This window comes from Marinobacter sp. DY40_1A1, from assembly GCF_016597815.1.
Lineage (GTDB): Bacteria > Pseudomonadota > Gammaproteobacteria > Pseudomonadales > Oleiphilaceae > Marinobacter > Marinobacter xiaoshiensis.
Genome location: NZ_VCHA01000005.1, coordinates 357,325 through 379,282, shown reverse-complemented (window position 1 = coordinate 379,282; position 21,958 = coordinate 357,325). Strand labels below are relative to the sequence as shown.

The window sequence follows — 21,958 nt, the reverse complement described above, 5'->3', positions numbered from 1 at the left end:
AGGTAGATCATGAAGACATTCAAGTACGTTGTTGCACTGTTCCTGGTTGTGGCTTTCTCCCAAGCCCAAGCAGCGGATGGCCTGATTACGGTTAAGAGCCCTTACAGCGCTCAAGCAACCATGAACAAGTTCGAAGACGTTGTTAAAAGCAAAGGCTTGAACGTTTTCGCGCGCATAGATCATGCGGCAGGGGCAGAAAAAGCAGGTATGGCGCTCAGGCCTACTGAGTTGCTGATTTTTGGCAATGCACAGGGCGGAACCCCATTCATGAAATGCGCGCAGACTGTCGCGATCGATCTGCCTCTCAAGGCGCTGGTTTGGGAGGACGAATCAGGACAGGTATGGTTGGGCTACAACGATCCAACCTATTTGGCCAAGCGCCATGACGTTCCTGAATGCGCGGTAGCTGAAAAGCTTCGCGGGGCATTGGCTGGTTTTGTGAAGATGACATTAACGCCTTAGCATGGCTGAGCCAACCCTTGACGATCCTGTCAATTCTGAACATCAGGTAGTGTTCGACCTCAGCACCATCCTGAAATACCCAATTCAGTTAATTGTTCAGAGTTGGCACTCTGCCATGCCGCTCCGTTGGTTCAGCCGGAATTCCCTGGGAACTAGAGGATATCATTAAGGCACTGAGACAGCCTGAACACGGCCGCCGGAATTGTACAAAGGCTGGAACAGCATGGGGTCTGAGCAAAAACGGGCCGCCCGTGCTGCGGCACTTGAGCAGGAACATGGGGATTACCCAACGCTCCCTTACCCGCCATCGAAGGCATTGAACCACTCACATCGCGGTTAGAGCTGTTGGATGAAGGTTCCACAATGCATCATTGCACGGGCAGCTACGATACGTTTATTGCACAGGGAGAGGTGTTTATCTACCGCATGACAGCGCCGCAGCGGCTGACTATTTCTCTCGAGCAGCGAAATAACACCTGGGTTGTTGGTGAAGTACGCGGGAGCCGAAATGCTAACCCTTCGCAAGCCGCTATGGATATCGTGAGGCGCTGGGTTGAGCTTTAGGGCGCAAATAAACCAGCCGATCCTTCAATCACCGATAGAATTGAGCCTTCCGGGAATCACACATTTAAAGGCATAAAATTCACCGGGAAAAGCTACCCCTGCTGGACCTTCAGCCATTTGAATATCTCAGTACGAATCATTGGGAAGTAGGCCCCTCCCACGGTCCAGTGGCAGCAACTCTCTATTTCCACTAGTGACGCCTGTGCACCAAAACGTTGGGCGATGCTACGCTGGATATTGATAGGGGTGATTCGATCCGCAGTGCCACCCACAATGAGAACCGGGCATTTGATATTCTGTGTGTTCACATGTGTTGCAGACCTGCTTCTCAACAAGGACCCGACGCTAATCTGAAATGTAGCCATGCCAGATTCGTATGTACAGCTTTCGTAGATTTCCTTCTGCACAGAGCGGCTCTGGGCATTGGCGATACCATACTCCACGTTGGCAAGCCCGACTTCCGTAACACTATTCCACAAAGGAAAACGAAACAGATTGCGGCCCAAAGTGCGAATTGCTGACCAACTCAGGCCATTTATACCTGCCGGGGGCGCGGAGGATAAAAGAACCAGTCGTTGGCAGGGTACCTGGGCGGCCACCAACTGGGCCAAGAGTGCGCCCATTGAATGTCCCACCAGAATTGGCGGGGAGTCGAGACGCTTTACCTGCTCTAAAATATATGCGACGTACTCCTGCACGCGTGTTTTAGCCAGTTTCGAACGACTGGCCGCTGTATGCTCTTTTTTGGGTAAATGGTATGGCAGGCGCAGAGAATCCACAGTGTATCCCTGATACACAAATGCTTCGTTCACATCTCGCAATGTCTCTTCATTGCTCCACATTCCATGAATCAGCATTACCGGCGGTTTGCCACTGCGTCCCCTGTTCATAACCCTTCCCTTTTCTATCGCAGTTTGGCTTTAAGCTGTTCTGGCCTGCTGAAGAACATCGGACTCCCGGGCTGAAGCGGAAGCCGCAGTTTCAAACTGCATATTCCCATCATCCACAGGGTCGTCAACCAGCATTTTTTTATCCTTGCCGTAGTGCATGGTTATCCTCCAGGGATCTGCCTTACCCTGCCGAGGCATTTTATCGATTGCCCGCACGATATAGCCGGGTGCAAACCCATCCAGCACACTGGCATCGGTCGCGTTATTTCCTGTGTCTACTGCGGTTGCGACAGACACTCCTGTTTTATCCATGTGAGCAAGCAATCGGCACAAGTAGCGCCCGCCAATATCGCACTTTAGGGTCCAGGGCGCGTTGGTATACCCGAAAATCCACCCGTAGTTTGGTACATCCTGAATAAGGATACCTTTGTAAGCCATTTTTCTGGGCAGATTCACCTCCTCGTTGTCGATGCTGAGTGTCGATCCCCCCATCAACTGAACCTCCAGGCCAGTCGCAGCAACAACAATATCTGCGTCGATATGCTGGCCGGATTTCAACACGATGCCTGTTTCATCAAAATGATCTATATGGTCGGTTACGATGTCCGCCTTGCCCGAACGCAAACTTTCAAAAAAGTCGCCATCGGGCGCAGCGCACAAGCGTTGATCCCAAGGCATGTACTCAGGTGTAAGGTGGCGTTTATCAACGTTTGGGGCATGTTTGTACATATGCGACAAAAACATCTTGCGCATCGGTTTGGGCCAGCGCTGGCAGGCGAGATATAGAGCACGCTGGAATAGAATGTTGCGCCGGCGGGCGAGCTTGAATACCCAGGCTTTTGGCAAAAACCTGTTCAACACCATGGATATTTTATCGGTGTTCGGCAGGGACATAATGTAGCTGGGTGAGCGTTGCACCATGGTGACTTTTGCAGCTTTATCCGCCATGGCGGGCACCAGTGTTATGGCTGTAGCGCCACTGCCGATAACCACCACTTTTTTGCCACTATAGTCGAAACCTTCCGGCAAACTCTGAGGGTGAACGATATCCCCTTTAAAGACTTCTTCCTTTGGAAAATCCGGACGGTAGCCCTGATCGAAGTTGTAATACCCGGCACAGTTAACCAGGAAGTTACAGCTCACCACCTTCTCTTCGCCCGTTGCTTCCTTCACGGAAGAAAGAACCCACTTTTGGTCTTTGGTCGACCAGTTAGAGTTTTTGAGTTTCAGGCCAAATTTGATCTTGTCGTACAACCCGAACTCTTCTGCCGTTTCACGTACGTACTCGCGAATATCGCCGCCTTGGGCCAATACGTTATCGGAATACCAAGGCTTGAAGTTAAATCCGAAGCTGGCCATGTCAGAATCGGAGCGTATACCTGGGTAACGGAACAAATCCCAGGTGCCTCCCACATTTTCCCGGCGCTCCAGTATCGCCAGGGACTTTCCGGGGTGTTCCCGCGCAATGTGGCATGCCGTGCCAATGCCGGAGAGCCCGGCACCGATAATAATAATGTCGTAGTGTTCAATGGCCACCTGAGTTTCCTTTTTGTTATTCGTCAACCAATGGTAACTCTGATTCTCTCAAAGGCAGTTGCGACAATATCGACAAAACAAGACAGATTTTTGATATAACACGACAGTCTGTCGCCATAGTGGCAAATCACAGATTAACCGGGAGTCGCTCACAGCCCAATTGCCGACGGATTAAGAATGCTGTGCGCGCCCTTCTCGGCAATCATCACCGTAGGTGCATGAATATTGCTGCCGGTGATAGTGGGCATCACAGAGGAATCGATAACCCTCAGCCGTTCCACTCCATGTACCCGCAGCTCAGCATCCACTACAGCCATGACACCCTTACCCATGTTACAGGTGCCAGCAGTGTGGTAGACCGTCTCCACATGGTCCCTCACCCACTGGGTCAATTCCTCATCGCTCTGGATCTCCGGCCCCGGGCTTTCCTCAGCGCCATGGAAAGGTTTCATGGCGGGCTGGGACAGAATGCTTCGGCCCAAGCGAATGCCCCGCACCAACGCATCAAGCTCCTTTTTCTGATCAAAGTAGTTGGCCTGAATAACCGGAGCGGCAAAAGGATCGGAACTGCGCAACAAAACACGCCCACGGCTTTCCGGACGCAGGTGGCAGATGTGCAGCACGAAGCCCGCACGCATGGATGTAAACAGGCCACGCCCATGGGGCTGCATGCGTATGGCGGCAAACTGCAACTGCAGATCCGGGATTGGCTCGCTGGGCTGCGAGCGCACGAAGCCACCGCAGTCCGTGGGGGTAAACACGAAATTTTTCTGCCTGAGCATCCGCAAGAAAAACGCCATGCTGTTACGGGTTGGAGCAACTGCCAGCGAGGTGCCGGTCTTGTCCCGGCACCGAATGATGACATCGGGATGATCCTGCAAATTCTCACCAACACCTTGCAGATCATGGACCAAGGGGATGCCGTGGGCTTCCAGTTCCCCGGCCGGGCCAACACCGGAGAGTTTTAGCAGCTGCGGTGAGTTGATAACGCCCGCGCTGAGAATAACCTCTTTGGCCGCGTTCAGGATTTCGCGAGGCCCCTTGGGCCCGTTGCGGCCAATTTCAACGCCAGTCGCAACCCTGCCCTCAAAGCAGATCCGGGTAACATGCACGCCCGTCAAAACCGTGAGGTTGGGCCGGCCCGCGGCTTCATCCAGAAACGAGTAAGCGCTGTTGGCCCGCTGCCCCGAAGGGGTCTGTGTTACCTGGAAAAAACCACAGCCTTCCTGCTCTGCATCATTGAAATCCTTTTTGACGGCCTGGCCAGCTTCACCACAGGCCTTCACAAAAGCCTCGCTAACAGGAAAATGGTAGTTGGTATCCACAACATCCATGGTCCCCTGATCGCCATGCCAGTCGTTCGCTCCACGCCCTTGCCGCTCCGAATGGCAGAACCAGGGTAATACACTCTGGTAATCCCAGCCGCGATTACCCAATGATGCCCAGTGGTTGTAATCCTCCGGATGGCCCCGGGTGTAAATCATGGCATTGATTGAACTGGACCCGCCCAGTGCGCGCCCCCGTGGCCAGAAAAACGGGCGGTTGCCGGTGCGTGCTTCAGGCTCGGTGTGATAACGCCAGTTGTAGGTGCGGCTATTCATCAACATCAGCATGTTCAGGGGGTTACAGTTGCGTATCCAGTGTGTGCGGTCGCTGGGGCCAGCCTCCAGAAGGCAAACCCGGTTTCCCGGATCTGCTGACAGTCTGTTGGCCAATACACAGCCGGCAGATCCGGCGCCGATGATGATGTAGTCGTACATGGCGGCTCCCGGTATCAGGGTGCGATCTTGTTTTTCAGGGTACGGGTTACCGACACAGGCAAGCTCGGTAACGAACGCAACACCCAAGGTAGGATTTTTCTTTTCAAGCCACTCAGGGATTCCGGCACCATGGCCTCGATCAAGTGGGGGCCCGGCTGTGACAGGGCGTAGTCAAGGGCATGATTGAAGGCCTCGGCGGTGTCAACCCGCACGCCGTGAACTCCCATACCTTGGGCCAATTGGGCGAAGTTCAGCACAGGGCCATTCAGATCCAACTGGGATTTGGCCTTGTCGCCCACCTCTTCAGCGCCTACACGCTCCAGCTCTATATTCAGCACCGAGTAAGACGCATTGTTGAAAATAATGGTGGTGACATTCAACTGCTCACGGGCCATGGTCCACAGGGCTTGAATGGTATACATAGCCGTGCCGTCGCCGATCAATGCAATCACCGGGCGTTGCGGACAGGCAATCGCGGCGCCGACAGCGTTGGGCAGGCCCTGGCCAATGGCCCCTCCGGTAAGGGCAATCATGTCATGACGAGGCGAACCTGCGGTCATGGCATTCAACATTAATCCGGAGGTGATGGCCTCATCGATAATAATGGCGTTCTCTGGGAGGTAGTGACCAACCGCTTTACAGACTTTGGGTGCGGAAAGGCGACCGCGGGGTGCCGATGGACGCTGCAGTTGCTGCAGTTCGGGCTGGGCCTTGTCGGCTCCCAATGCCCCGGCCAGTTTTTCAAGACTGCCCTGGGCGTCCTGTTCTGGGCTGGACAAGGTGTGAACAGTGCAACTATCCGGTACGAGATAACTCTTTTTCCCGGGATAAGCAAAGAAGGAAACGGGCGCTTTGCTGTCCACCAGTATCAGGTGATCAATGTCGGCCAGTTGCACGCCTGCCAGTTCCGCCAGATAGGCAACTCTTTCAACCGGAGGCAGGCCTTCGCCGCGCTCTATGCGTGTCGGAAAGGTTTCTGCCAAAAGCTTCACACCTTTAGCGGCGGCGATTTTAGCGGCTGCCATGAGAGCCGGTTCCCGCAGAGCTCGGCCACCCAGCAGCAGCGCTGTCTTTTTTCCGGAGCGAACGGCATCAACCGCAGCTTGAATGGCGCTATCGCCGGCAGTTGGAGACTCAACTTGTTTGGGCACAACCGAGGGGCTACCACCCTCTCCCCACGAAACATCTGCGGGCAGGATCAGCGTAGCCACCTGGCCGGGCAGTCCGCGGGCTGTCGTTATGGCATCGACGGCATCTTTGCACAATTCGGCCGTGGTTTGAGATGTGCGGACAAAACCCGGTGACACATTACGGGCAACGGTTTCGATATCCGACTGGAGCTGGGCATCGTATTTCACATGGTCAATGGCATGGTCACCAACAATATTTACCACCGGCACCTTGCCTTTGCGGGCGTTGTGCAAGTTGGCCAAGCCATTACCAAGGCCGCAGCCCAGGTGCAGCAAGGTAGCGGCAGGTTTGTCGGCCATCCGTGCATAACCATCCGCCGCACCGGTTGCCACGCCTTCAAACAGTGCCAACACGGCGCGCATTTTCGGTTCATCATCCAGCGCCGCCACAAAGTGCATTTCACTGGTTCCAGGGTTGCTGAAACAAACTTCAATACCCGCGTCCACCAGGGTTTTCATCAGGGCTTGCGCACCGTTCATCGTTATTCTCCTTGTTATTTTTTATCAGTATTCAGCTAGCTGCTTTGTTTGGATTATGAGCCCGACAAAATCGACCGTGCTGCTGCTCTGGCAGTCAAAATGCAACCAGGCAAAAAGGTGCCTTCCAGAGACCGTTTGCCGTTGCAGCCGCCGCCACCGAAACCGGCGGCTTCACCCACACAGTAGAGCCCTGGTATCGGTTGGTTGTCTGGGCCAAGGGCGCGGGATTGCAGGTCAGTACGCAAGCCACCGAGGCTTTTGCGGGTAATCAGTTGCATGCGCACGGCGATAAACGGCCCGGCACCTTTCTTTTGCAGTGGCGCAGGCTTGCAGGTACGCAATTTATCCGGCCCCCACTGGCGGGCATGAAGAATACGGCGGATCAGATCGTCATTTTCCAGCTTGCTGCCCGCGGCAAAATTCGCATCAAAGGCATCAGCCGTAGCCTGCAGTGTGGCCGGATCGACATCGTGGGATCGGGTCAGCGCATTCATTTTTCCTGTCAGCTCTTCGAGTGTGTCAGCAACCAGGAAGTCATCACTTTCACGGGCCATTTGTTTGACCAGGTTATGGTTGCCGGTCAGGGTCTCGAACACAAAACGAATCAACTGCTTGTCGCGTATTCTGTGATTGTGTTCGGCTCCGGAGATGGCGAATTCCTTGGCGGCAATACGCCAGTTCAACAGGTGCCAGGTCCAGGGTTTTTCCTGCTCGGCAACACGTTGGCAAAGCCAATGGGTGTCAAAGCCGGTCACCAGCGGCTCCGGGCCGATTCGCTTGCCTTTGTGATCAAGCCACAAGGCGGATTTGCAAGGAATGGTCGATAAGCCGTGGCCTTTAAAATGCGGATACGGATGGGGAAAGCCGGCGGCGTAGTTCCACATTTCACCCGCATTAACGATATTTCCACCCAGTTTGTTGGCCACTTCGTGGTGCAGCTTTCCATCAGCGTATGGGTGGGCGCCATTCAGCATGGTTTTTGGCATCGGCCGATCTTTCGGCCAGTTAGCACGGGTTTGCTGGTGGTTGCCGTTGATTCCGCCAGTAGCCACCACTACCGTCTGCGCCGTTAAATGGATCGGCTCATCGGTTTTATCATTGCTGCCAATGGCTCCGGTAACGCGACCATCACTGCTCTCCAACGAACTGATACTGTGCTGATGCAATACCGTGAGGCGATTTCCCTCGGCGGCATCCTCCATAGCCGAAATCAGAGTTCGGGTGAGCTCTCGGGAAGTTCCAAACACTATGTGATAGCGCGGCACACTATTCCCTTCGCCTAGTCGACCCCGCTCAACCCAGTTCACTGCAGGCAAAAACTTGATGCCTTCGGCTTTCAGCCAGTCGTAGACCTCGCTGCAGGAATTCTCCACATAGTAACGAGCCCAGGCCAGGGAGTGCTCGTCGCTGGTGTCCAGCTCACCAAAGCTGATCCAGTCTTTGAGGGCACGCTCGGGATTATCCGGAATACCCATTTTTCGTTGCAATGGTGTGCCGACCAGAGCCATGCCGCCAAACGCCCACAACGCCAGCCCGCCCAAACGCTCTGGTGTATCCCTGTCTACCAGCGTGACGGTTTTGCCCGCCCGAAGGAGCTCCAGCGCGGTGACAATACCGGCTATACCTCCGCCAATAACAAGCGTGTCTGCAGTAACATGGCTGGCCATAAAGAATCTCCTTGGGGCAAGTAGAACATCAACCTTGGTTGGCCGTTAGGATAACCAGATTAGAACAAATCAACCTTATTTACTTGACCAAAGGCGAATCACAATTTGACAATACACGAACATAAGTCATTTTCAGGACAGGCGTCATGCAATATTTTGCACGCAGCGGTGCGTTAGTGGGCTTTCCCGAACTGGTGCGTAGTTATGGCGAGCACCCCTACCGCTTGATGCGGGAGGTCGGCCTGAGCCCAGCGGTCCTGAAAGATACCGATCTGTATATTCCTTACACGAGCCTGGCAGCGCTGTTGGCCCTGGCTGCAGAACGATGCTGTGCACCGGAATTTGGCGCCCGGCTTGGGTATCGTCAGGGCTTGGAAGCAGTGGGCGCACTGGGATCATTGATGTGCATGCAGTCCACTATTGCAGATGCAGTCCGCATTCTGCTGAGAAATCTCGCCTTTCACGCTCACGGCGTCCAGATTGATGTGGATATTAGTGGGCCGGTGTTGGAAATGCGGATGGCATTCGCGTTTGAAGCCCGTACGGACTGCCACCAACTGATGGCACTCAGTTTGGCGCTGCTGGTCAGTGGCACAAAGCAACTGAATGCGGGAGCCCCGCGGCCGGAAGAAGTGGAATTGACCGCACGTGATAACGGAAATTTCGAGGCATATCGGGCTTTCCTCGGCCCGAACCTGCAATTTGGAGGGTTCGAAAACCGCGTTCAGTTTCCTGCATCAATTCTGAACCTTCCCGTTCTGGCCACAAACGATGTGCGCCAGCGTATCAGTCAGCAGTGGCAAAAGAGCCAGCCCCAACTCAAGGTAACTGGCCTGCGCTCACAAGTAGACAGAACCATCACAGCCCTGCTCCCCACTGCCGAATGCAGCCTGGATACCGTTGCCCGTGTATTGGGCAGCCATCCACGAAGTTTGCAGAACCGCTTGAAATCCGAGAACACCAGTTTTTGCGAGCGCCTGAGGGTTAACCGCCAGCGCCTGGCTTGCCAGTACCTGAAAAACACAGACATTGATCTGTCCCAGCTCGCAATGAGCCTGGGCTATACGGACCTGGCGCCATTTAGCCGGGCTTTTAAAACATGGAAAGGATGCTCGCCGCGGGCTTGGCGCAAACAAGCCCGATCTGGCTCTATGGATTTCGAAGTGCCTGCAGACCCGGTTAACGGGCGGGAATAAACGTACCGTAGCCCATCTCGCGACCAAACTCCGGCAAGAACTGCTCATCATCCACCGCCAGTTTTCCATTGATCATAACGGTTTTCACAATACCCGGGTTACGGTTAACCAGTCTTTGAAGATCGAAGTTTTCCATTTCGCCCCAGGACACGTCTTCCAGATTCTGGTCAAAGCCTGAGGGATCCAGCACCACCAGATCGGCTCGGTCACCTACCCGGATCTTACCGGCTTCTATACCAAACCAATCGGCTTGATCGCCTGTCAAACGGTGAACAGCCTGCTCCATGGTCATTACCGGATCGCCCTCGTCGATGGACTCCTGGACCAGCTTCAACATGCGCAACGGCAGGTTGTAGAACGCCATATTACGGATATGGGCACCGGCATCGCTGAAGGTAATAAGTGTAGTGGGGTCTTTGACCAGCTGTTTGAGAACCTGTTTTCGGTGGTTTCCGACAGTGGTGTACCAGCGTATTTTCTTACCGAACTCCACCACCAGGTCGAGAAACAAATCCACCACATGAATACCGCGCGCCTTTGCTACTTCTTCAAAGTTCTTACCGATCAGTGATTCATCAGGGCAATCGATGATCATGGCATCACCGAAATCCCTCTGCCAAACCCGAGGGCTCAGTTTTTCACCATAGAACTTCCGGAAATTACGACGGTATTCCTCGCTTTTCAGCAAGTCATTTCGCTCGACCGCATCTTTCAAATCCAGAGCCATTTCCCCGGCACCAAACTCTTCAAAGAACACAACATCAATACCGTCTGCGTAAACCGTGAAAGGTGTAGGCAGCACCTGCCAGCGGAAGTCTCCCCGCAAGGCATTGGTAAACATGGATGTTAGCTTGGTGAGAGTTGTTAGCGCGGCGCTGCCTTTCAAATCCATCTGGCTTATCAAGGTGGTTTTTAACGGCCGCCGTAACAACCCCACACACTCCCGCACATATTGCAGAATCTGCAAGGGCGTAGCGGCATTCGGCGCGCCTTGATGCACCCGATTATACTGGCGCACCAACTTGTTTAAACGTGCGACCTCACCCCACTTGGCGTAAGTGCTGGGCAAGCTCTTTGACCACTCCCGATCACCATCCACCTTGTCCCACTTAAGGCACATGGTCGACAGGCCGAGAAACCCTTCATCAAGCGCCTCTTTCAGCAAACGCTCCATGGTCCGCATTTCTTCTTCGGTGGGCTGGGTTGATAAGTCTGTGGCCCGGCTCAATCCCATCACGCCAACTCGCATGTCACTGTGACCCAGAAAGCTGACCACATTAGGGCCAAGAGGCATCTGCTTGATGTGATCGACCCACTGTTTTGGGGTCGACCAGGATTTGTGCTCTTTCAGGATCGGCAGCACCCGTTCCCTCGGCACGGTTTCAACGCGGGTAAAAATATCTGAGGCATCCTCATAATCACTGCAGATCATACTCAGGGAGCAACTACCCACCAGCACCGTCGTTACGCCATGACGAACCGATTCGGAAAGGCTCGGGCTCACCAGCAATTCGGCATCGTAATGGGTGTGAGTATCCAGAAATCCCGGCGTAACCCATTTGCCATAGGCATCGATTACACGGATTGCCTGATCATGGGGAATAGGGTCTGCAGTCACTTTTGCAATACGGCCGTCTTTGATCGCCAGATTGCGAATGGAAGATGGTGCGCCAGTGCCGTCGAAGTACCGGCCGCCTTCGATGATGAAATCGTACGGGGTCATCGCGTTATCTCTTTTTGGATCTTGTTATTGTAGGTATTCGATCTTATCAGGATAACCGAAGCTGATAACAAACCCCACTTTGTCGTCAACGGCTAAACGGTGGGTAGTCCTTATGCGAATCGGGGCGTCGAAAACTGTCAAAAGACTCAATCTCCCATGGGCGCATAGCCATCAAAAGGCTCACCCCGAAACGATGCTCCAAGGGCAGCGCAAGATCTTCCTCATGGCAGTGCCTAAACTCCAGAGCCAAGCGTTTGAGCTTCTGCTGAACCACCTCGTTGGACTGAGCGGACAGCATGCCACTCACAAACAGTCGCAATTCACCAGGCTGATTAAACCGGCACTTCAGAAAATCCTGCTGCACTTCAGCCTCGAAAAAGCGCTGTATAGGCCCGCCCGGCTGCCAGGCGAAATCGTGGCTGACCAAAAGCCTCCAGACTCAACTGCTCGACTTCAAGCTCTGGCGACAGCTTGCGCACAACATCACTGATCTCTATCCCCATCAACGCACATATCTTATCAAGACGCTTGAGCGAAAACTGCTTCTCGGAAAACAGGCGCTTAACACTCGCCTCCGATAGAGCCAGAGCGTCAGTAACAACAGCACGCAAAGCTGCAGCAACAGGAAAGCGAGCTGCGCCGCCAGCTGAGGGGTTCCGGCCGAGCGCTGAAACACTTCTACAGTGAAATGCGTCTGGCGAAAGCCAACCGACACGCCGAGCAGGTCACCCGCCAGCTTCGGGGCCACGCAACCGGATTACACAGCCATATGGAAGACCTGAACCTATCAGCCAATCGAATTCGTGCCCGCCAAACCCAGGCCGAAGACGTAGAAGCCGCTTTGACCAAGCTGGACCAAGAACAACAGAACGGCGACCTGGATGCCCGCTTGAAAGCCGCCGGCATCGACAACGGAGCGAGCGATGGAGCGAAAGTTCTTGCGCGTTTAAGAGCTGCACGGGCTGAAAACAGCCAGCCTAAAGCATGAATGAATCGAGTCAGGCTGAAGTGTGGTGGCCTGCCTTACGTTATAAGTCCAATCAGCGTCTTTGCTGCTCGCTGGCCATTGGTGTTGGAACCCGTAGAATATTTCACGGAAGGGACACTATTCGTCAAATAAGGCAGGTAACAATATGATTTCAGCTGACTGGATTAATCTATTATCTGCGGATGAGCCCAACTTTTCCGGCTACTTGGCCCTACCACCTGCGGGCACAGGCCCCGGCTTGGTTCTGGTGCAGGAAATCTGGGGTGTGAATGAGCACATTCGCGACGTCGCCAAGCAATACGCACTGGACGGATTCGTGGTATTGGCACCAGATGTATTCTGGCGCCAACAGACGCGAACCAACCTCGACTATAACGAGGCGGACACAGACACAGCCTTTGCATTGTTGAAAGGCACAGACCTCGCCCAGGCCGGAGAGGATGTTGTCACCGCCATCGAACACTTGCGTGGATTGCCACAGGTTTCAGGCAAGGTTGGCGTGCTGGGTTTTTGTATGGGAGGGCAATTAGCATACCGCGCTGCCGCCAGCGGAAAAGTGGATGCAGCAGTAAGTTATTACGGCGGTGGCATTCAAAATAATCTGGAGTTGGCAGGACAGATACGCCAGCCGATGCTGTTCCACTACGCCGAGTTGGATCAGCACATACCCGCCAGGCTTGGCATTGATTGAGCATTAACTTATTTTAAAACAATAGGTTATAGGGTTTAATTAAAGCAGAATGTGAGCTAAAAACGCATTTTAGAGACTATATAAATCAGTTAGTTACAGTCGTTTTGTCGCCATGGATTTTGCCGTTTTTAGTACTGGGAGCGGTGATACCAAGAGGCAGCGCTATGAACATTTTTGAGCGCCTGGGTACACAGTCAGTCAAAATGAAATCGATGCCTTCATTCCTAATAAGATCGGGATAGAGGTACAGCTACCGGCCTGGCCACTCTATGCCAACCATTGAAATGCTACCCGAGATTAGTTCGACGACTCCCTATGCAGCCATGAATTTAATTCGTTGATTAACAAGCTCCTCATACTCTGACCTGGCCTCTTCCGGCATAAAAGAACTTTGGATAATCCCGGAGGCGTGTACGCCAACACTTTTGACCAAACGATTTAACCGACTCCTCAAAGCACTGGCTCTTAGCCCTGCCCTGGCACCCATCTCGATAAAGTCGGAACCGGAATAAAAACCATTGCCCATTTCTGCATAGTATTTTGGCTCATCACCGCCCTTAAGCATGGCGAGAGCCATTGGGCTATCTGCCTTCGAGCTATAGAGCGATGATCCAAGAACGTCATAGCAAGGAGCAAGTCGGAAAGAGGGCTCGTATAAAAAACTTATGTTCTTTAAATGGTGATCGTCGTTCCCAACCAGGTAGCTGAATGCCAAGCGGTCAAATAGTGATGCCGCTACCGCATCACCTCCGTGTTCTTTCACAAGCGTCAGAACTTCTTCATAGCTTGCAGCCGTGTATTTCAAGCCTGAGTCTGAATTCGCTATTCCCAGTGCCTGCATTGCGTCCTCTTGGTGGTACTTGGTTCCATCAAGAAAGTTTCTGTCGTAACGCCGTATAACAAACACCAAATGGCCATCCTCAAGCCTGATAAGTCCACAAGGTGGCACTTCGAACCCAATTCGGGCCATGAGCTTCAGCGTTGCGTGCTCGTTCTCAGCAACGTTAGGGTATTCCTCAGGAGAGGGCTTCATAATGAATTGGCCGCCACTGTCGACCAGCTCCAGCTTTCCCTCTTCAATGGCCAACTGGCACTTCATCTGCACACCACTGATCGAAAAGCCATGGGTTTGCTTTGGCATTTCAGTGACCAGATCTCTTCGGCTCTCGGACAAAGTGACGTCAATCTTATCGCTGCCGAACAGATCCTTCAGGCACTTTGAATGGTATCCCGAAGTGGTTTTGGCATTGATCTCTTTAAGGCATATCAAGCAATTCAAGGGTTACCGCTCCTGGAAGGTCTTTTCCGTTATGAACCAGCAACGAAAACTCATCGTTCGGATCAATTCTTTGTTCTTTAGCTTGTATACGCTTTAGCCAACCTTCGCTTACAAGACCGCTGAAGTACGGCGGCAACCCTTCATATTCATAGGGCTCCAGTCGCAAGGGTAAACTCAAACTTAGAGGCGGTAGTCGCATTTGGAGATAAGTCGCGTCGTAATGAAACGTTACGGTTGAGCCTATGCGCTCCAGTACACCCGCCACCCTGCCGTTCATTCGGACGCAGGCCCTCATGAACGATCTACCCATATTTTTACGTTTAGAGCATCACACACCGTCTGCAGTGTTTGAATTCGGGGGTTACCCGAGCCACGCTCTATTGAGCGATAAGTGGTTGGGGATAGCCCACAGAGGTCTGCAACTTCTGCTGGGGTCATATTCAGTAATTCACGCCGCTCAGCCAGTAGCGCTGGAAGCTCTTCCAATTCTCGCAGATCAGGGCTTTCTGATGCTTCTATTGTGTGAGCCAGTGCCTGAAGTTGTTTTATTTGATCGTTGACCGCTTTGAGAATGCCTTGCTTGGTCTTCATAACTCACCCATATATTCGTTATTTTGGCGCAAAACCAAAAAAATGATGAATGGAGTCATTATACTGATTAAATAGTGCATATAAAACACTAAACTGACTTTTAGTGTCGGTTTTCCCTGGGAGCGTTAATTTGTTGACTCAAGGATGATTATCCGGTTGGGGTTGAGAGACTTAATGCAGGCTTGGTCCAATCAAAAATTTCCTGTACATTCGACAACAGCCAAGGCATGGATTATGCCGATTAATACTTTGTGGGAACACGGACGTGACCAAAATTGCAGACCCGCACTCGCTTGCGGTTTATGAAGCCTTGATGATCGAAGGTGGCTGGGATCAATATTCCGATAAGGAATTGACCAGCTATCTACCGAATTCCAGTTATACCCCTTCCCGTTTACGAGATCAGCTTGCCAATGGCGAGCTGGTGTTGCTCAAAGAGATACCTGAGGTTCCCGTATTCAGGCTGGTTACCGGGAGCATCGTTCCTGCAGAAAGCGCCTCTGTGGCCATTTCTGGAGATGCTATCAGCGCCTTCTCGAAACGGTTTGAAAACCAGCAGCCATTTCGTTCAGGGGCAGCCGGCTATGCCCACAGCGATAACCTGCCACCACCGCCAGCACAGCAATTTTAGCGCTCTGACCCTCCAGGCTGGGAGACGGCACTCTGTACACCGAGGAAGAACTCCTTGAGATGGTCGACTGACCAATGGCAGGGCGATACAAGGGTGGTCATGAGACAGAAGCCATGCGGAAACATTACCGCTTACAGCTCTACGTGTATAAAGACTATTCACGAGGAGGTATCGCCGTAAAACCAACTCGTAAATCAACGTCGATATGCTTCGTGCTTAAATACTATGCACGAAGGGTGTCTGACTTATACAAATTTCCTATTATCGAATATCAGATTAGTCGTAAGTCTGGCTGGAGAACACAGCGCCAAAGGTGATGAAAGGGATGTTTACTCGCAAGGCGATGGACTATACCACTGAACCAGTGGGAAACCCTGACAGGCTATTGTGAACGCGGTGACTTCCACATCAGTAATGTGCTGGTCGAAAATGCCATCCGGCCCTTCGTCGTGGGCCGTAAGGCTTGGCTGTTCGCCGATACCTCAAAGACGCGATCGCCAGTGCCACTGGCTATTCTCTGACCGAAACGGCCAAGGCGAATAGCCTAGAGCCTCCCGCTTATATCCACCATGTGCTGAAACACACTACCGGAGCGGACTGTAATCCCCCCAGAAAGTAATGACCATTCGGAACTATGGATATTGTGAGGCGTTGGGTTGAGTTGTAAAGGCTCAGATTAACAGCCTACCCTTCAATTACCGGATAGCACGCATCACCCCAAAGTGTGCCAGGGTTATCCATCATAATGGTGACAATAATCGGCACGAGCTTTTCCATAAGTGCCACACAATCACGAAGCTGATCCCGGTTTACGGAACTCCCCCAAGTAGCGCCACCGTGAATAATTTGATTACGGAGCGTGTAAATTCGATTCAATGCAATCCCCAAAACAGTTGGGGTGTCCTGCTTTCCAAGGGCTGTTTGCGCAGCCACCCTTGCTCTCTCAAACTGATCTTCCCATTCTTCTTTTGCTATCTTCCCATTATGGAAATCCCAAAAGCCTTGGAACACGTAGCGGTTACTCAATAGAACGCGAATGCTCTTGGGAAACTCTTTCCACACTACCTGCTCTAGTTGACGATCTTTGTCCAACTCGGAAAGCTTTTCCAGAAAATTTCTGAACGAGTGTTGTTCTGAGGTTCGATACTCTTCACTTATCTCAGTTGCGTAAGCTGCGTTAAAGGCAATCCAAAGAAAGATGAACTGGCTGTCCAAGTCGTCAGCCTGCTCTGCCCGCTGTAGCCAGCTTAAAGAGCGATGTACTCGGAGCCCCAGGTTTGGGTGGTAACCATCACGCTCGGCTCTTTGACGCTGTTTAAGTTGCTCAAAAATCATAGTTATTCCTCGGGGACAGGCCTGAACTATATAGTGGCGGTTGGGTGAAACTCCGGCCTGAAGCCGTTAGCGAACACTTTCACAACTGAGCGCGGTGTCAATACGTCGACTTTGTCAGGAATAGGCCCTCGGCCAACAGCCGTGTACCCTTCGAAATCCCACTTCAGAATACTGTCATCGCAGACGGCAAAACAATCGCCGTTTACTTGAAACATGGTTCCATGCGGAAGCTCTGCTAATAGGGAGCTCCAGGTGACTTTACCACCTTCATGTATCCGCTCTCGATGAAGCACCTCATCCATCTCAGGCGCTCGAATTTTCGGGACTTCTTCTGATTTATTAGTAGACGTCCAGGCATCACGGAATTCGTTGTAACGAGCCCGGCGACATTCGGCACAAGGCCGGTGACCGGCTGCGAAGGCAGTGACCTCATCGAGAAAGAATAATTCAGTGTATGCGCCGGGAGTCATCAATTCACGACGACGCCCCTTAAACTCCAAGGCACAGGTAATCCATGGTTTGATTTTATAAAGATGCTTTAGCTCTTTGCTTGCATTGTGCAAGACACCCCGGTTCCCCATGAGGGCACCTCGGGCGCTGATAGCCTCGATCGTCCCAGTGGGTGTGACTCGGTTCTGTAATGGCATTGATGCCGCCCCTTCCATGTATGATTTTTATGCGTGACTGAAGCTTGCGTACCTGAGTAATTGCGCGCGTCAACTATAACGAACTCCTTTTATCGATAGCTGTTGACCCTCTGGCCCGATCCATTACCATGCTCAGTTGATTCAGGATGACCGGAACGAACGTGAAATTACTCAATACTTACGATGACCGAGACGATGCCGAAGCTGCAGAGGCACTACTTAAAGGAAAAAAGCGACTTGCCAGCGAGCGCGATAGCACTGTTGTCATCTACAACTTATTTGGGCAACCAAGCTGGGGCAACTTCCACCGACTTGGAATGTTCAATCTGAGGGAGCTCGCTACCCTTTTAGAGCAGCGTGCAGCATGGACTCCGGAGCAAGTAGCAAGGCACTCAGAAATTCTAGCTACGTTAAACATTGTTGAGAAAAACTACGAGCTGCCCATCCCAAATCATTGGCTATAAACAGTTCCCTGCACCTATACAGGCACCCAGATAATTGGAAGCGAAACAACCTGCCTACGCAACTGTGTAATTTTCTCACGACTGCTTACGACTTATCCTTATGATTCGCTTAATTTCCCTCAGTTAGCTTTTGAACCACCCGCTCACGTGTTCGCTCGCCTTTTTTTATACTATTCAGAGCTCTATAAATTATAGACCTAGAGGCATCAATAAATAACACATCACCTTGAACGGAAAGGCTCTCCCCCTGCTGCTTCATTGGCCAAAGTAGGTGCTTCTCTGTGGCCAAGAGAGCACTTTGATTATTGACTGAAAACTCAAGATTGACTGCAGGCAAACTGCGCCTAATGACATCAATCCTGAACCGATCAATCTCACTAATCTGGTTGTTCGGAGTATCATTCGCGGGTCTAAGTTTTAGCTGAGCCAAACGTGCAGCTCCCGCAATTAGCTCCCGCTGTTGCTGCACCCCAACATTGTCAGATTCAGGCGTCATAGTCACACCCGCCCTGGGCCGAATGCGCACGTCGCCGGAAAGCTGCTCCAAATGATCCAGTGCTTCCCTAACGGAGTTGAAAGCAATTTCATCATTACCAACCACTGCTATCGGCTTTCTATTAACCCATGCGTCATTAACATCCGCCAGCCCTGTCGTCATATGATCCAATAGCTTGTCAAATACTGGATCACCATATGTCGCGAACCGGAGGTCTCTTAATTCATTCGCACGCAAACCATGCTCTATCAGTGATCGCGATATCGTCAGCAAAGTACCATCATCAACACCCGGTATACCAAACAAGGCAAGCGCTTCACCCTCAGAAAAAGCCTCTTTTTTACATCCAATAGTTTGAAGGTATTCACTGGTGATCAAAACCTCCCATATATCATCGAGAGTGACCGGCAATGTTTTCTGGGAGTGTTCTCGAAACAACTCTTCATAGGCACTGCGTTGGTCTTTCGCTGGGTATTCGGTAAGCGACTGCCGTTCCTTAATCTTCCTCGCGTGCTGTTCTGCTCGGATCAGCAGTTCCTTTTCCGTAATCTTGCCATCCTCAAAATCAGACTTGGCCAGATCTTCAAAATCTTCCTGGTGGATAGGTAACAGCGAAAACTGCAACGCCCCCGTCACGCTTATTGCTTCGTGAAAGCGTTGTACTAATCGAACGTAAACCACCTCCTCAACACTACCTTGATACAGGTAGTTTGAAACGTAAATTTGCTGGTGGTGTTGGCCAATACGGTCGATTCGACCTATCCGCTGCTCCAGTAACATCGGGTTCCACGGCAAATCAAAGTTGATCAAGAGGTCAGCACTTTGTAGGTTCAACCCCTCAGCCGCCGCGTCAGTGCACAACAAAATATCAATCTGCCCTTGCACAAATTGTTGTTTAATCATTGTGCGATCGAGAGATTCAGGGCTAGATTGACCAGGTTTGCGCAAGGTGCCACCCTCACCCGAAAAAGTACCAATTGGACAGTTCGGCAGCTTCAGCATCAGTGTTCGATACAGGTAGTTCAAAGTATCCGTATATCGGGTAAAAACAACAACCTGTCGAACACGACCATGTCCTGGCTTTGCCCGGGCCTGAAGTTCTTCAAGAAGCTGAAAGGTTTTCGATGGCGTAGAAGGTAGGTTATCCAGCTCGGCTAGAAGCGTATTGACGGCACCCTGCTCCCAAACAAGGTCACCTTCCTGCCGATTCTTTAGGACCAGTCCCTCAAGCTCCGCCTCATCCAGCTCCTCTAGCTCATCCCTGGTTCCAGAAGCAGATTCTGAGCTTGCTAACTTGTGCTCAAGTGTTCGCGCAATTTTAATCAAACGACGCTCAAGAGAGAGTTTTAGTGCTTCAAAGGAAGAGGCGAACCGGAGCCTCAGGAAACTCAGATAAAAGCCGATTGCAGCCTGTTGCGTGCTTTCATTCATATTGGCCGCAATATGCTCTGCTAACCCAGCGCAGTAATCCTGAAGCTTGTCGTAAACCACTCTCTCTGAGGGTTTTAGCTGAATGACCTTTGGCTCAACGTGACGTTGGGCAAGGTTTTCTTTCAACAGCCCGTCTTTTTGATATTCCCTCAAAAGCGCCCGGGTATGCCGCAACATGCTCCGCCCCAGCGGGGCCAGCATATTCACAGCCGTTAAATAATCATCCCAACCGTTCATGCCGAAAGGCTCAATCCCGGATTCTATAAAATCCAACAGATTGCCAGCATTTATAGGGCCAAGCACATGATTCATTACAAATGCCCAATGCTCAGGTGCACTCACACGCACGTTTGCCAGATATCGCCGAAACCAATTCTTTTCATGCTCCTGCAATGATTCGCCGTCAACCAGCCTGTCGCGAATCTGATAGAACAAACCACAAAGATCCTCTGAGAACTGCACATTGCCAGCTGAAGGCATCATTTTTAAAAGGTCGAAGGCCTCTACCCGATTCAACTGCATGGGTGTAGCTGTCGCTAGATATAAGGCACGTGATTTCTGATAGAGAGCGGTTTGTAACTCTCTATATAATTTGTTTGGCCGAGGTTCCCTATCCTGATTATCGGGATTTTGACGACGGGCTTTGTGCGCCTCATCTACCAGAACCATATCAGTCTCTGGCATTTGTTGGAGAATTTGGCCCCGAGTCTGGTTAATTAGCAATCCGGTTGAAATTATCTCCAAGGGTTCCTGGAACAACTTTCCGGAACCCGGCAGCGTTTCTCCTTTTTGCAGGTCTTTCCTCTCCCAACTCCCGGAACGACTAGTCCGCCGGCAAAAGCTCATATAGAACTTTTCGGCCATTTCGTTCATCCACTGGCTTGTCAAAGAAGCTGGCGCAAATACCCGGATGCTCCGAGTAAGCCCGGATAGCCAAAGTGACCGAAAGGCCAATCCAGCCTCAATCGTTTTGCCAAGACCAACCTCATCGCACAGGAGGTGGTTTTTGGGATAGCTGTCAATCAACCGAGTTGCTACAAAACGCTGGTGCGGCCAAGGCGCAACAGGGGCTGTTTCCATACCCACGTATTGGCCGTTGGGTAACAACGGAGCCAAACGAATTAGCGCAAAACGGATTTTTTCGAGTAATGACGGCTCAGGGCTGGATTCATTGATATTATTTTGCGGAGGTGACTCTTGCGGTAGCTCTGCAGGAGTACCGTCTATTTCAAAAAAAGAATCCACATCCCCGGCAAACTTTATAATCCGCTCACGAATGGCTTTGGGAAGCTCATAAGTGCGTATCGACGGATGCTGATGGCTCCACATGGCCTCAAAGCTTTTATGCTTCTTATCAAACTTTTTCTTCGCCCAAACCGGATCAACATCCCAGGTTTTCGATAAGTCGATATTCTCAGCGTTAATCGTTAGCGCCGTTCGGGACTCGTTCAGAGAGCCACTGATCAAAATTTTGTCTTCGCCGTCGCCAAAAATGGCCCACTTCTCATGCATGTAACCATCACCGTGAAAGCTCATGGGCTTTGGCTCACCCGTTTTTTTATGCACTCGCACAGCCACTTTGATATCAAGGTGATCGTGGGTCAGCATCCACGCCATTAGCTTAATCCCATGCCGAACAGAGTCCGGCCACGTTTCCAGATCAACCAATTCTTTCAGAAGCACATCTTCCAAGTTGCCCGACTTGACCTTGAGTATCGTCTCCGCATCCTCCTGATCCAGATCGACACCCACGATAAATCTTGCCTTGCCATTATTCTCAACAAATCGAGAAAAGCCCTTGGAGGCCGAGGCCAGAGACGTAGAGGTGAAATACCCAGCGACGCGATCGTAGAAGACTGAACGTTCAAGAATGGGGATATAGAAATCGTGAAGAATGTCGGTTTCTGTGCCGTCGTCGTTCACATCAGACGACGCAT

Annotated in this window: 20 protein-coding genes and 1 pseudogene; 8 read left to right on the top strand and 13 right to left on the bottom strand. The window is 51.8% G+C overall.

The features are described 5' to 3' along the window. Nucleotides 1-9 precede the first annotated feature (9 nt). Both FFI61_RS14645 and FFI61_RS14640 read left to right on the top strand, forming a co-directional pair. A complete protein-coding gene (locus tag FFI61_RS14645; protein WP_200204692.1) occupies nt 10-462 on the top strand; it encodes a DUF302 domain-containing protein in 453 nt (150 codons plus the stop codon). Between the two features lie 306 nt (nt 463-768). Next, nucleotides 769-1,026, top strand: coding sequence for a PcfJ domain-containing protein (locus tag FFI61_RS14640; RefSeq protein WP_320159571.1), 258 nt, complete (start codon nt 769-771; stop codon nt 1,024-1,026). 92 nt (nt 1,027-1,118) lie between these two features. On the opposite strand, the gene FFI61_RS14635 is transcribed toward FFI61_RS14640, so the two are convergent. The 5 genes from FFI61_RS14635 to FFI61_RS14615 form a co-directional block, all read right to left on the bottom strand. Next, the gene (locus FFI61_RS14635) at nt 1,119-1,916 is read right to left on the bottom strand and encodes an alpha/beta hydrolase (RefSeq protein WP_200371364.1); all 798 of its coding nucleotides are present in this window, start codon (nt 1,914-1,916) and stop codon (nt 1,119-1,121) included. A 30-nt stretch (nt 1,917-1,946) separates the two neighbouring features. Beyond that, the gene (locus FFI61_RS14630; protein WP_200371363.1) at nt 1,947-3,452 is read right to left on the bottom strand and encodes a flavin-containing monooxygenase; all 1,506 of its coding nucleotides are present in this window, start codon (nt 3,450-3,452) and stop codon (nt 1,947-1,949) included. A 149-nt stretch (nt 3,453-3,601) separates the two neighbouring features. After that, on the bottom strand, nt 3,602-5,299 hold the full coding sequence (locus tag FFI61_RS14625) for a GMC family oxidoreductase (protein ID WP_200371361.1): 1,698 nt from the start codon (nt 5,297-5,299) through the stop codon (nt 3,602-3,604). Beyond that, nucleotides 5,227-6,882: an acetolactate synthase large subunit gene (locus FFI61_RS14620; RefSeq protein WP_200371359.1), complete on the bottom strand. Its 1,656-nt coding sequence runs from the start codon at nt 6,880-6,882 to the stop codon at nt 5,227-5,229. The genes FFI61_RS14625 and FFI61_RS14620 overlap by 73 nt, the downstream gene beginning before the upstream one ends. 53 nt (nt 6,883-6,935) lie before the next feature. Continuing rightward, nucleotides 6,936-8,549, bottom strand: coding sequence for an FAD-dependent oxidoreductase (locus FFI61_RS14615; RefSeq protein ID WP_200371357.1), 1,614 nt, complete (start codon nt 8,547-8,549; stop codon nt 6,936-6,938). Between the two features lie 146 nt (nt 8,550-8,695). Here FFI61_RS14615 and FFI61_RS14610 point away from each other — a divergent pair, with 146 nt between their 5' ends. Continuing rightward, nucleotides 8,696-9,745: a helix-turn-helix domain-containing protein gene (locus tag FFI61_RS14610; RefSeq protein ID WP_200371354.1), complete on the top strand. Its 1,050-nt coding sequence runs from the start codon at nt 8,696-8,698 to the stop codon at nt 9,743-9,745. Here the strand turns inward: FFI61_RS14610 and FFI61_RS14605 are convergent. Continuing rightward, on the bottom strand, nt 9,729-11,468 hold the full coding sequence (locus tag FFI61_RS14605; protein WP_200371352.1) for an N-acyl-D-amino-acid deacylase family protein: 1,740 nt from the start codon (nt 11,466-11,468) through the stop codon (nt 9,729-9,731). The two genes, FFI61_RS14610 and FFI61_RS14605, sit on opposite strands and share 17 nt — an antisense overlap. 85 nt (nt 11,469-11,553) lie before the next feature. Continuing rightward, complete coding sequence (locus FFI61_RS14600; protein WP_200371350.1) at nt 11,554-11,895, bottom strand: hypothetical protein; 342 nt, start codon at nt 11,893-11,895, stop codon at nt 11,554-11,556. A gap of 342 nt (nt 11,896-12,237) precedes the next feature. Here FFI61_RS14600 and FFI61_RS14590 point away from each other — a divergent pair, with 342 nt between their 5' ends. Both FFI61_RS14590 and FFI61_RS14585 read left to right on the top strand, forming a co-directional pair. Beyond that, nucleotides 12,238-12,456, top strand: coding sequence for a hypothetical protein (locus FFI61_RS14590; protein ID WP_200371346.1), 219 nt, complete (start codon nt 12,238-12,240; stop codon nt 12,454-12,456). A 145-nt stretch (nt 12,457-12,601) separates the two neighbouring features. Further along, a complete protein-coding gene (locus FFI61_RS14585; protein ID WP_200371344.1) occupies nt 12,602-13,147 on the top strand; it encodes a dienelactone hydrolase family protein in 546 nt (181 codons plus the stop codon). 313 nt (nt 13,148-13,460) lie between these two features. Here the strand turns inward: FFI61_RS14585 and FFI61_RS14580 are convergent, their stop codons facing one another. From FFI61_RS14580 to FFI61_RS14570, 3 genes are read right to left on the bottom strand one after another with little or no spacing between them, the layout of a single operon-like run. Continuing rightward, nucleotides 13,461-14,426, bottom strand: a complete 966-nt coding sequence (locus FFI61_RS14580; protein WP_200371342.1) for a type II toxin-antitoxin system HipA family toxin — start codon at nt 14,424-14,426, stop codon at nt 13,461-13,463. After that, complete coding sequence (locus FFI61_RS14575) at nt 14,404-14,703, bottom strand: HipA N-terminal domain-containing protein (RefSeq protein ID WP_200371340.1); 300 nt, start codon at nt 14,701-14,703, stop codon at nt 14,404-14,406. The genes FFI61_RS14580 and FFI61_RS14575 overlap by 23 nt, the downstream gene beginning before the upstream one ends. 14 nt (nt 14,704-14,717) lie before the next feature. Next, complete coding sequence (locus tag FFI61_RS14570) at nt 14,718-15,017, bottom strand: helix-turn-helix transcriptional regulator (RefSeq protein ID WP_200371338.1); 300 nt, start codon at nt 15,015-15,017, stop codon at nt 14,718-14,720. Nucleotides 15,018-15,282: 265 nt separating this feature from the next. Between FFI61_RS14570 and FFI61_RS14565 the strand changes: the two genes are divergently transcribed. Together FFI61_RS14565 and FFI61_RS18065 are read left to right on the top strand one after the other, a co-directional pair. Further along, on the top strand, nt 15,283-15,648 hold the full coding sequence (locus FFI61_RS14565; RefSeq protein WP_200371336.1) for a hypothetical protein: 366 nt from the start codon (nt 15,283-15,285) through the stop codon (nt 15,646-15,648). A gap of 289 nt (nt 15,649-15,937) precedes the next feature. Next, nucleotides 15,938-16,246 (top strand): annotated as a pseudogene (locus tag FFI61_RS18065) (IS66 family transposase); the annotation flags it as partial. An 86-nt stretch (nt 16,247-16,332) separates the two neighbouring features. Here FFI61_RS18065 and FFI61_RS14555 read toward each other — a convergent pair. After that, a complete protein-coding gene (locus FFI61_RS14555; RefSeq protein WP_200371334.1) occupies nt 16,333-16,983 on the bottom strand; it encodes a HEPN domain-containing protein in 651 nt (216 codons plus the stop codon). A 26-nt stretch (nt 16,984-17,009) separates the two neighbouring features. Further along, the gene (locus FFI61_RS14550; RefSeq protein ID WP_200371332.1) at nt 17,010-17,630 is read right to left on the bottom strand and encodes a hypothetical protein; all 621 of its coding nucleotides are present in this window, start codon (nt 17,628-17,630) and stop codon (nt 17,010-17,012) included. A 161-nt stretch (nt 17,631-17,791) separates the two neighbouring features. Here FFI61_RS14550 and FFI61_RS14545 point away from each other — a divergent pair, with 161 nt between their 5' ends. After that, the gene (locus tag FFI61_RS14545) at nt 17,792-18,094 is read left to right on the top strand and encodes a hypothetical protein (protein ID WP_200371330.1); all 303 of its coding nucleotides are present in this window, start codon (nt 17,792-17,794) and stop codon (nt 18,092-18,094) included. A gap of 109 nt (nt 18,095-18,203) precedes the next feature. On the opposite strand, the gene FFI61_RS14540 is transcribed toward FFI61_RS14545, so the two are convergent. Further along, nucleotides 18,204-21,944, bottom strand: a complete 3,741-nt coding sequence (locus FFI61_RS14540) for a helicase-related protein (protein WP_200371328.1) — start codon at nt 21,942-21,944, stop codon at nt 18,204-18,206. Nucleotides 21,945-21,958: the final 14 nt, after the last annotated feature.

Coding starts and splice junctions, on each gene's coding strand:
- FFI61_RS14550 (WP_200371332.1), bottom strand. CDS start 17,630: ATGCCATTACAGAACCGAGTCACACCCACTGGGACGATCGAGGCTATC.
- FFI61_RS14620 (WP_200371359.1), bottom strand. CDS start 6,882: ATGAACGGTGCGCAAGCCCTGATGAAAACCCTGGTGGACGCGGGTATT.
- FFI61_RS14615 (WP_200371357.1), bottom strand. CDS start 8,549: ATGGCCAGCCATGTTACTGCAGACACGCTTGTTATTGGCGGAGGTATA.
- FFI61_RS14555 (WP_200371334.1), bottom strand. CDS start 16,983: ATGATTTTTGAGCAACTTAAACAGCGTCAAAGAGCCGAGCGTGATGGT.
- FFI61_RS14570 (WP_200371338.1), bottom strand. CDS start 15,017: ATGAAGACCAAGCAAGGCATTCTCAAAGCGGTCAACGATCAAATAAAA.
- FFI61_RS14605 (WP_200371352.1), bottom strand. CDS start 11,468: ATGACCCCGTACGATTTCATCATCGAAGGCGGCCGGTACTTCGACGGC.
- FFI61_RS14585 (WP_200371344.1), top strand. CDS start 12,602: ATGATTTCAGCTGACTGGATTAATCTATTATCTGCGGATGAGCCCAAC.
- FFI61_RS14610 (WP_200371354.1), top strand. CDS start 8,696: ATGCAATATTTTGCACGCAGCGGTGCGTTAGTGGGCTTTCCCGAACTG.
- FFI61_RS14635 (WP_200371364.1), bottom strand. CDS start 1,916: ATGAACAGGGGACGCAGTGGCAAACCGCCGGTAATGCTGATTCATGGA.
- FFI61_RS14590 (WP_200371346.1), top strand. CDS start 12,238: ATGGAAGACCTGAACCTATCAGCCAATCGAATTCGTGCCCGCCAAACC.
- FFI61_RS14645 (WP_200204692.1), top strand. CDS start 10: ATGAAGACATTCAAGTACGTTGTTGCACTGTTCCTGGTTGTGGCTTTC.
- FFI61_RS14575 (WP_200371340.1), bottom strand. CDS start 14,703: ATGAACGGCAGGGTGGCGGGTGTACTGGAGCGCATAGGCTCAACCGTA.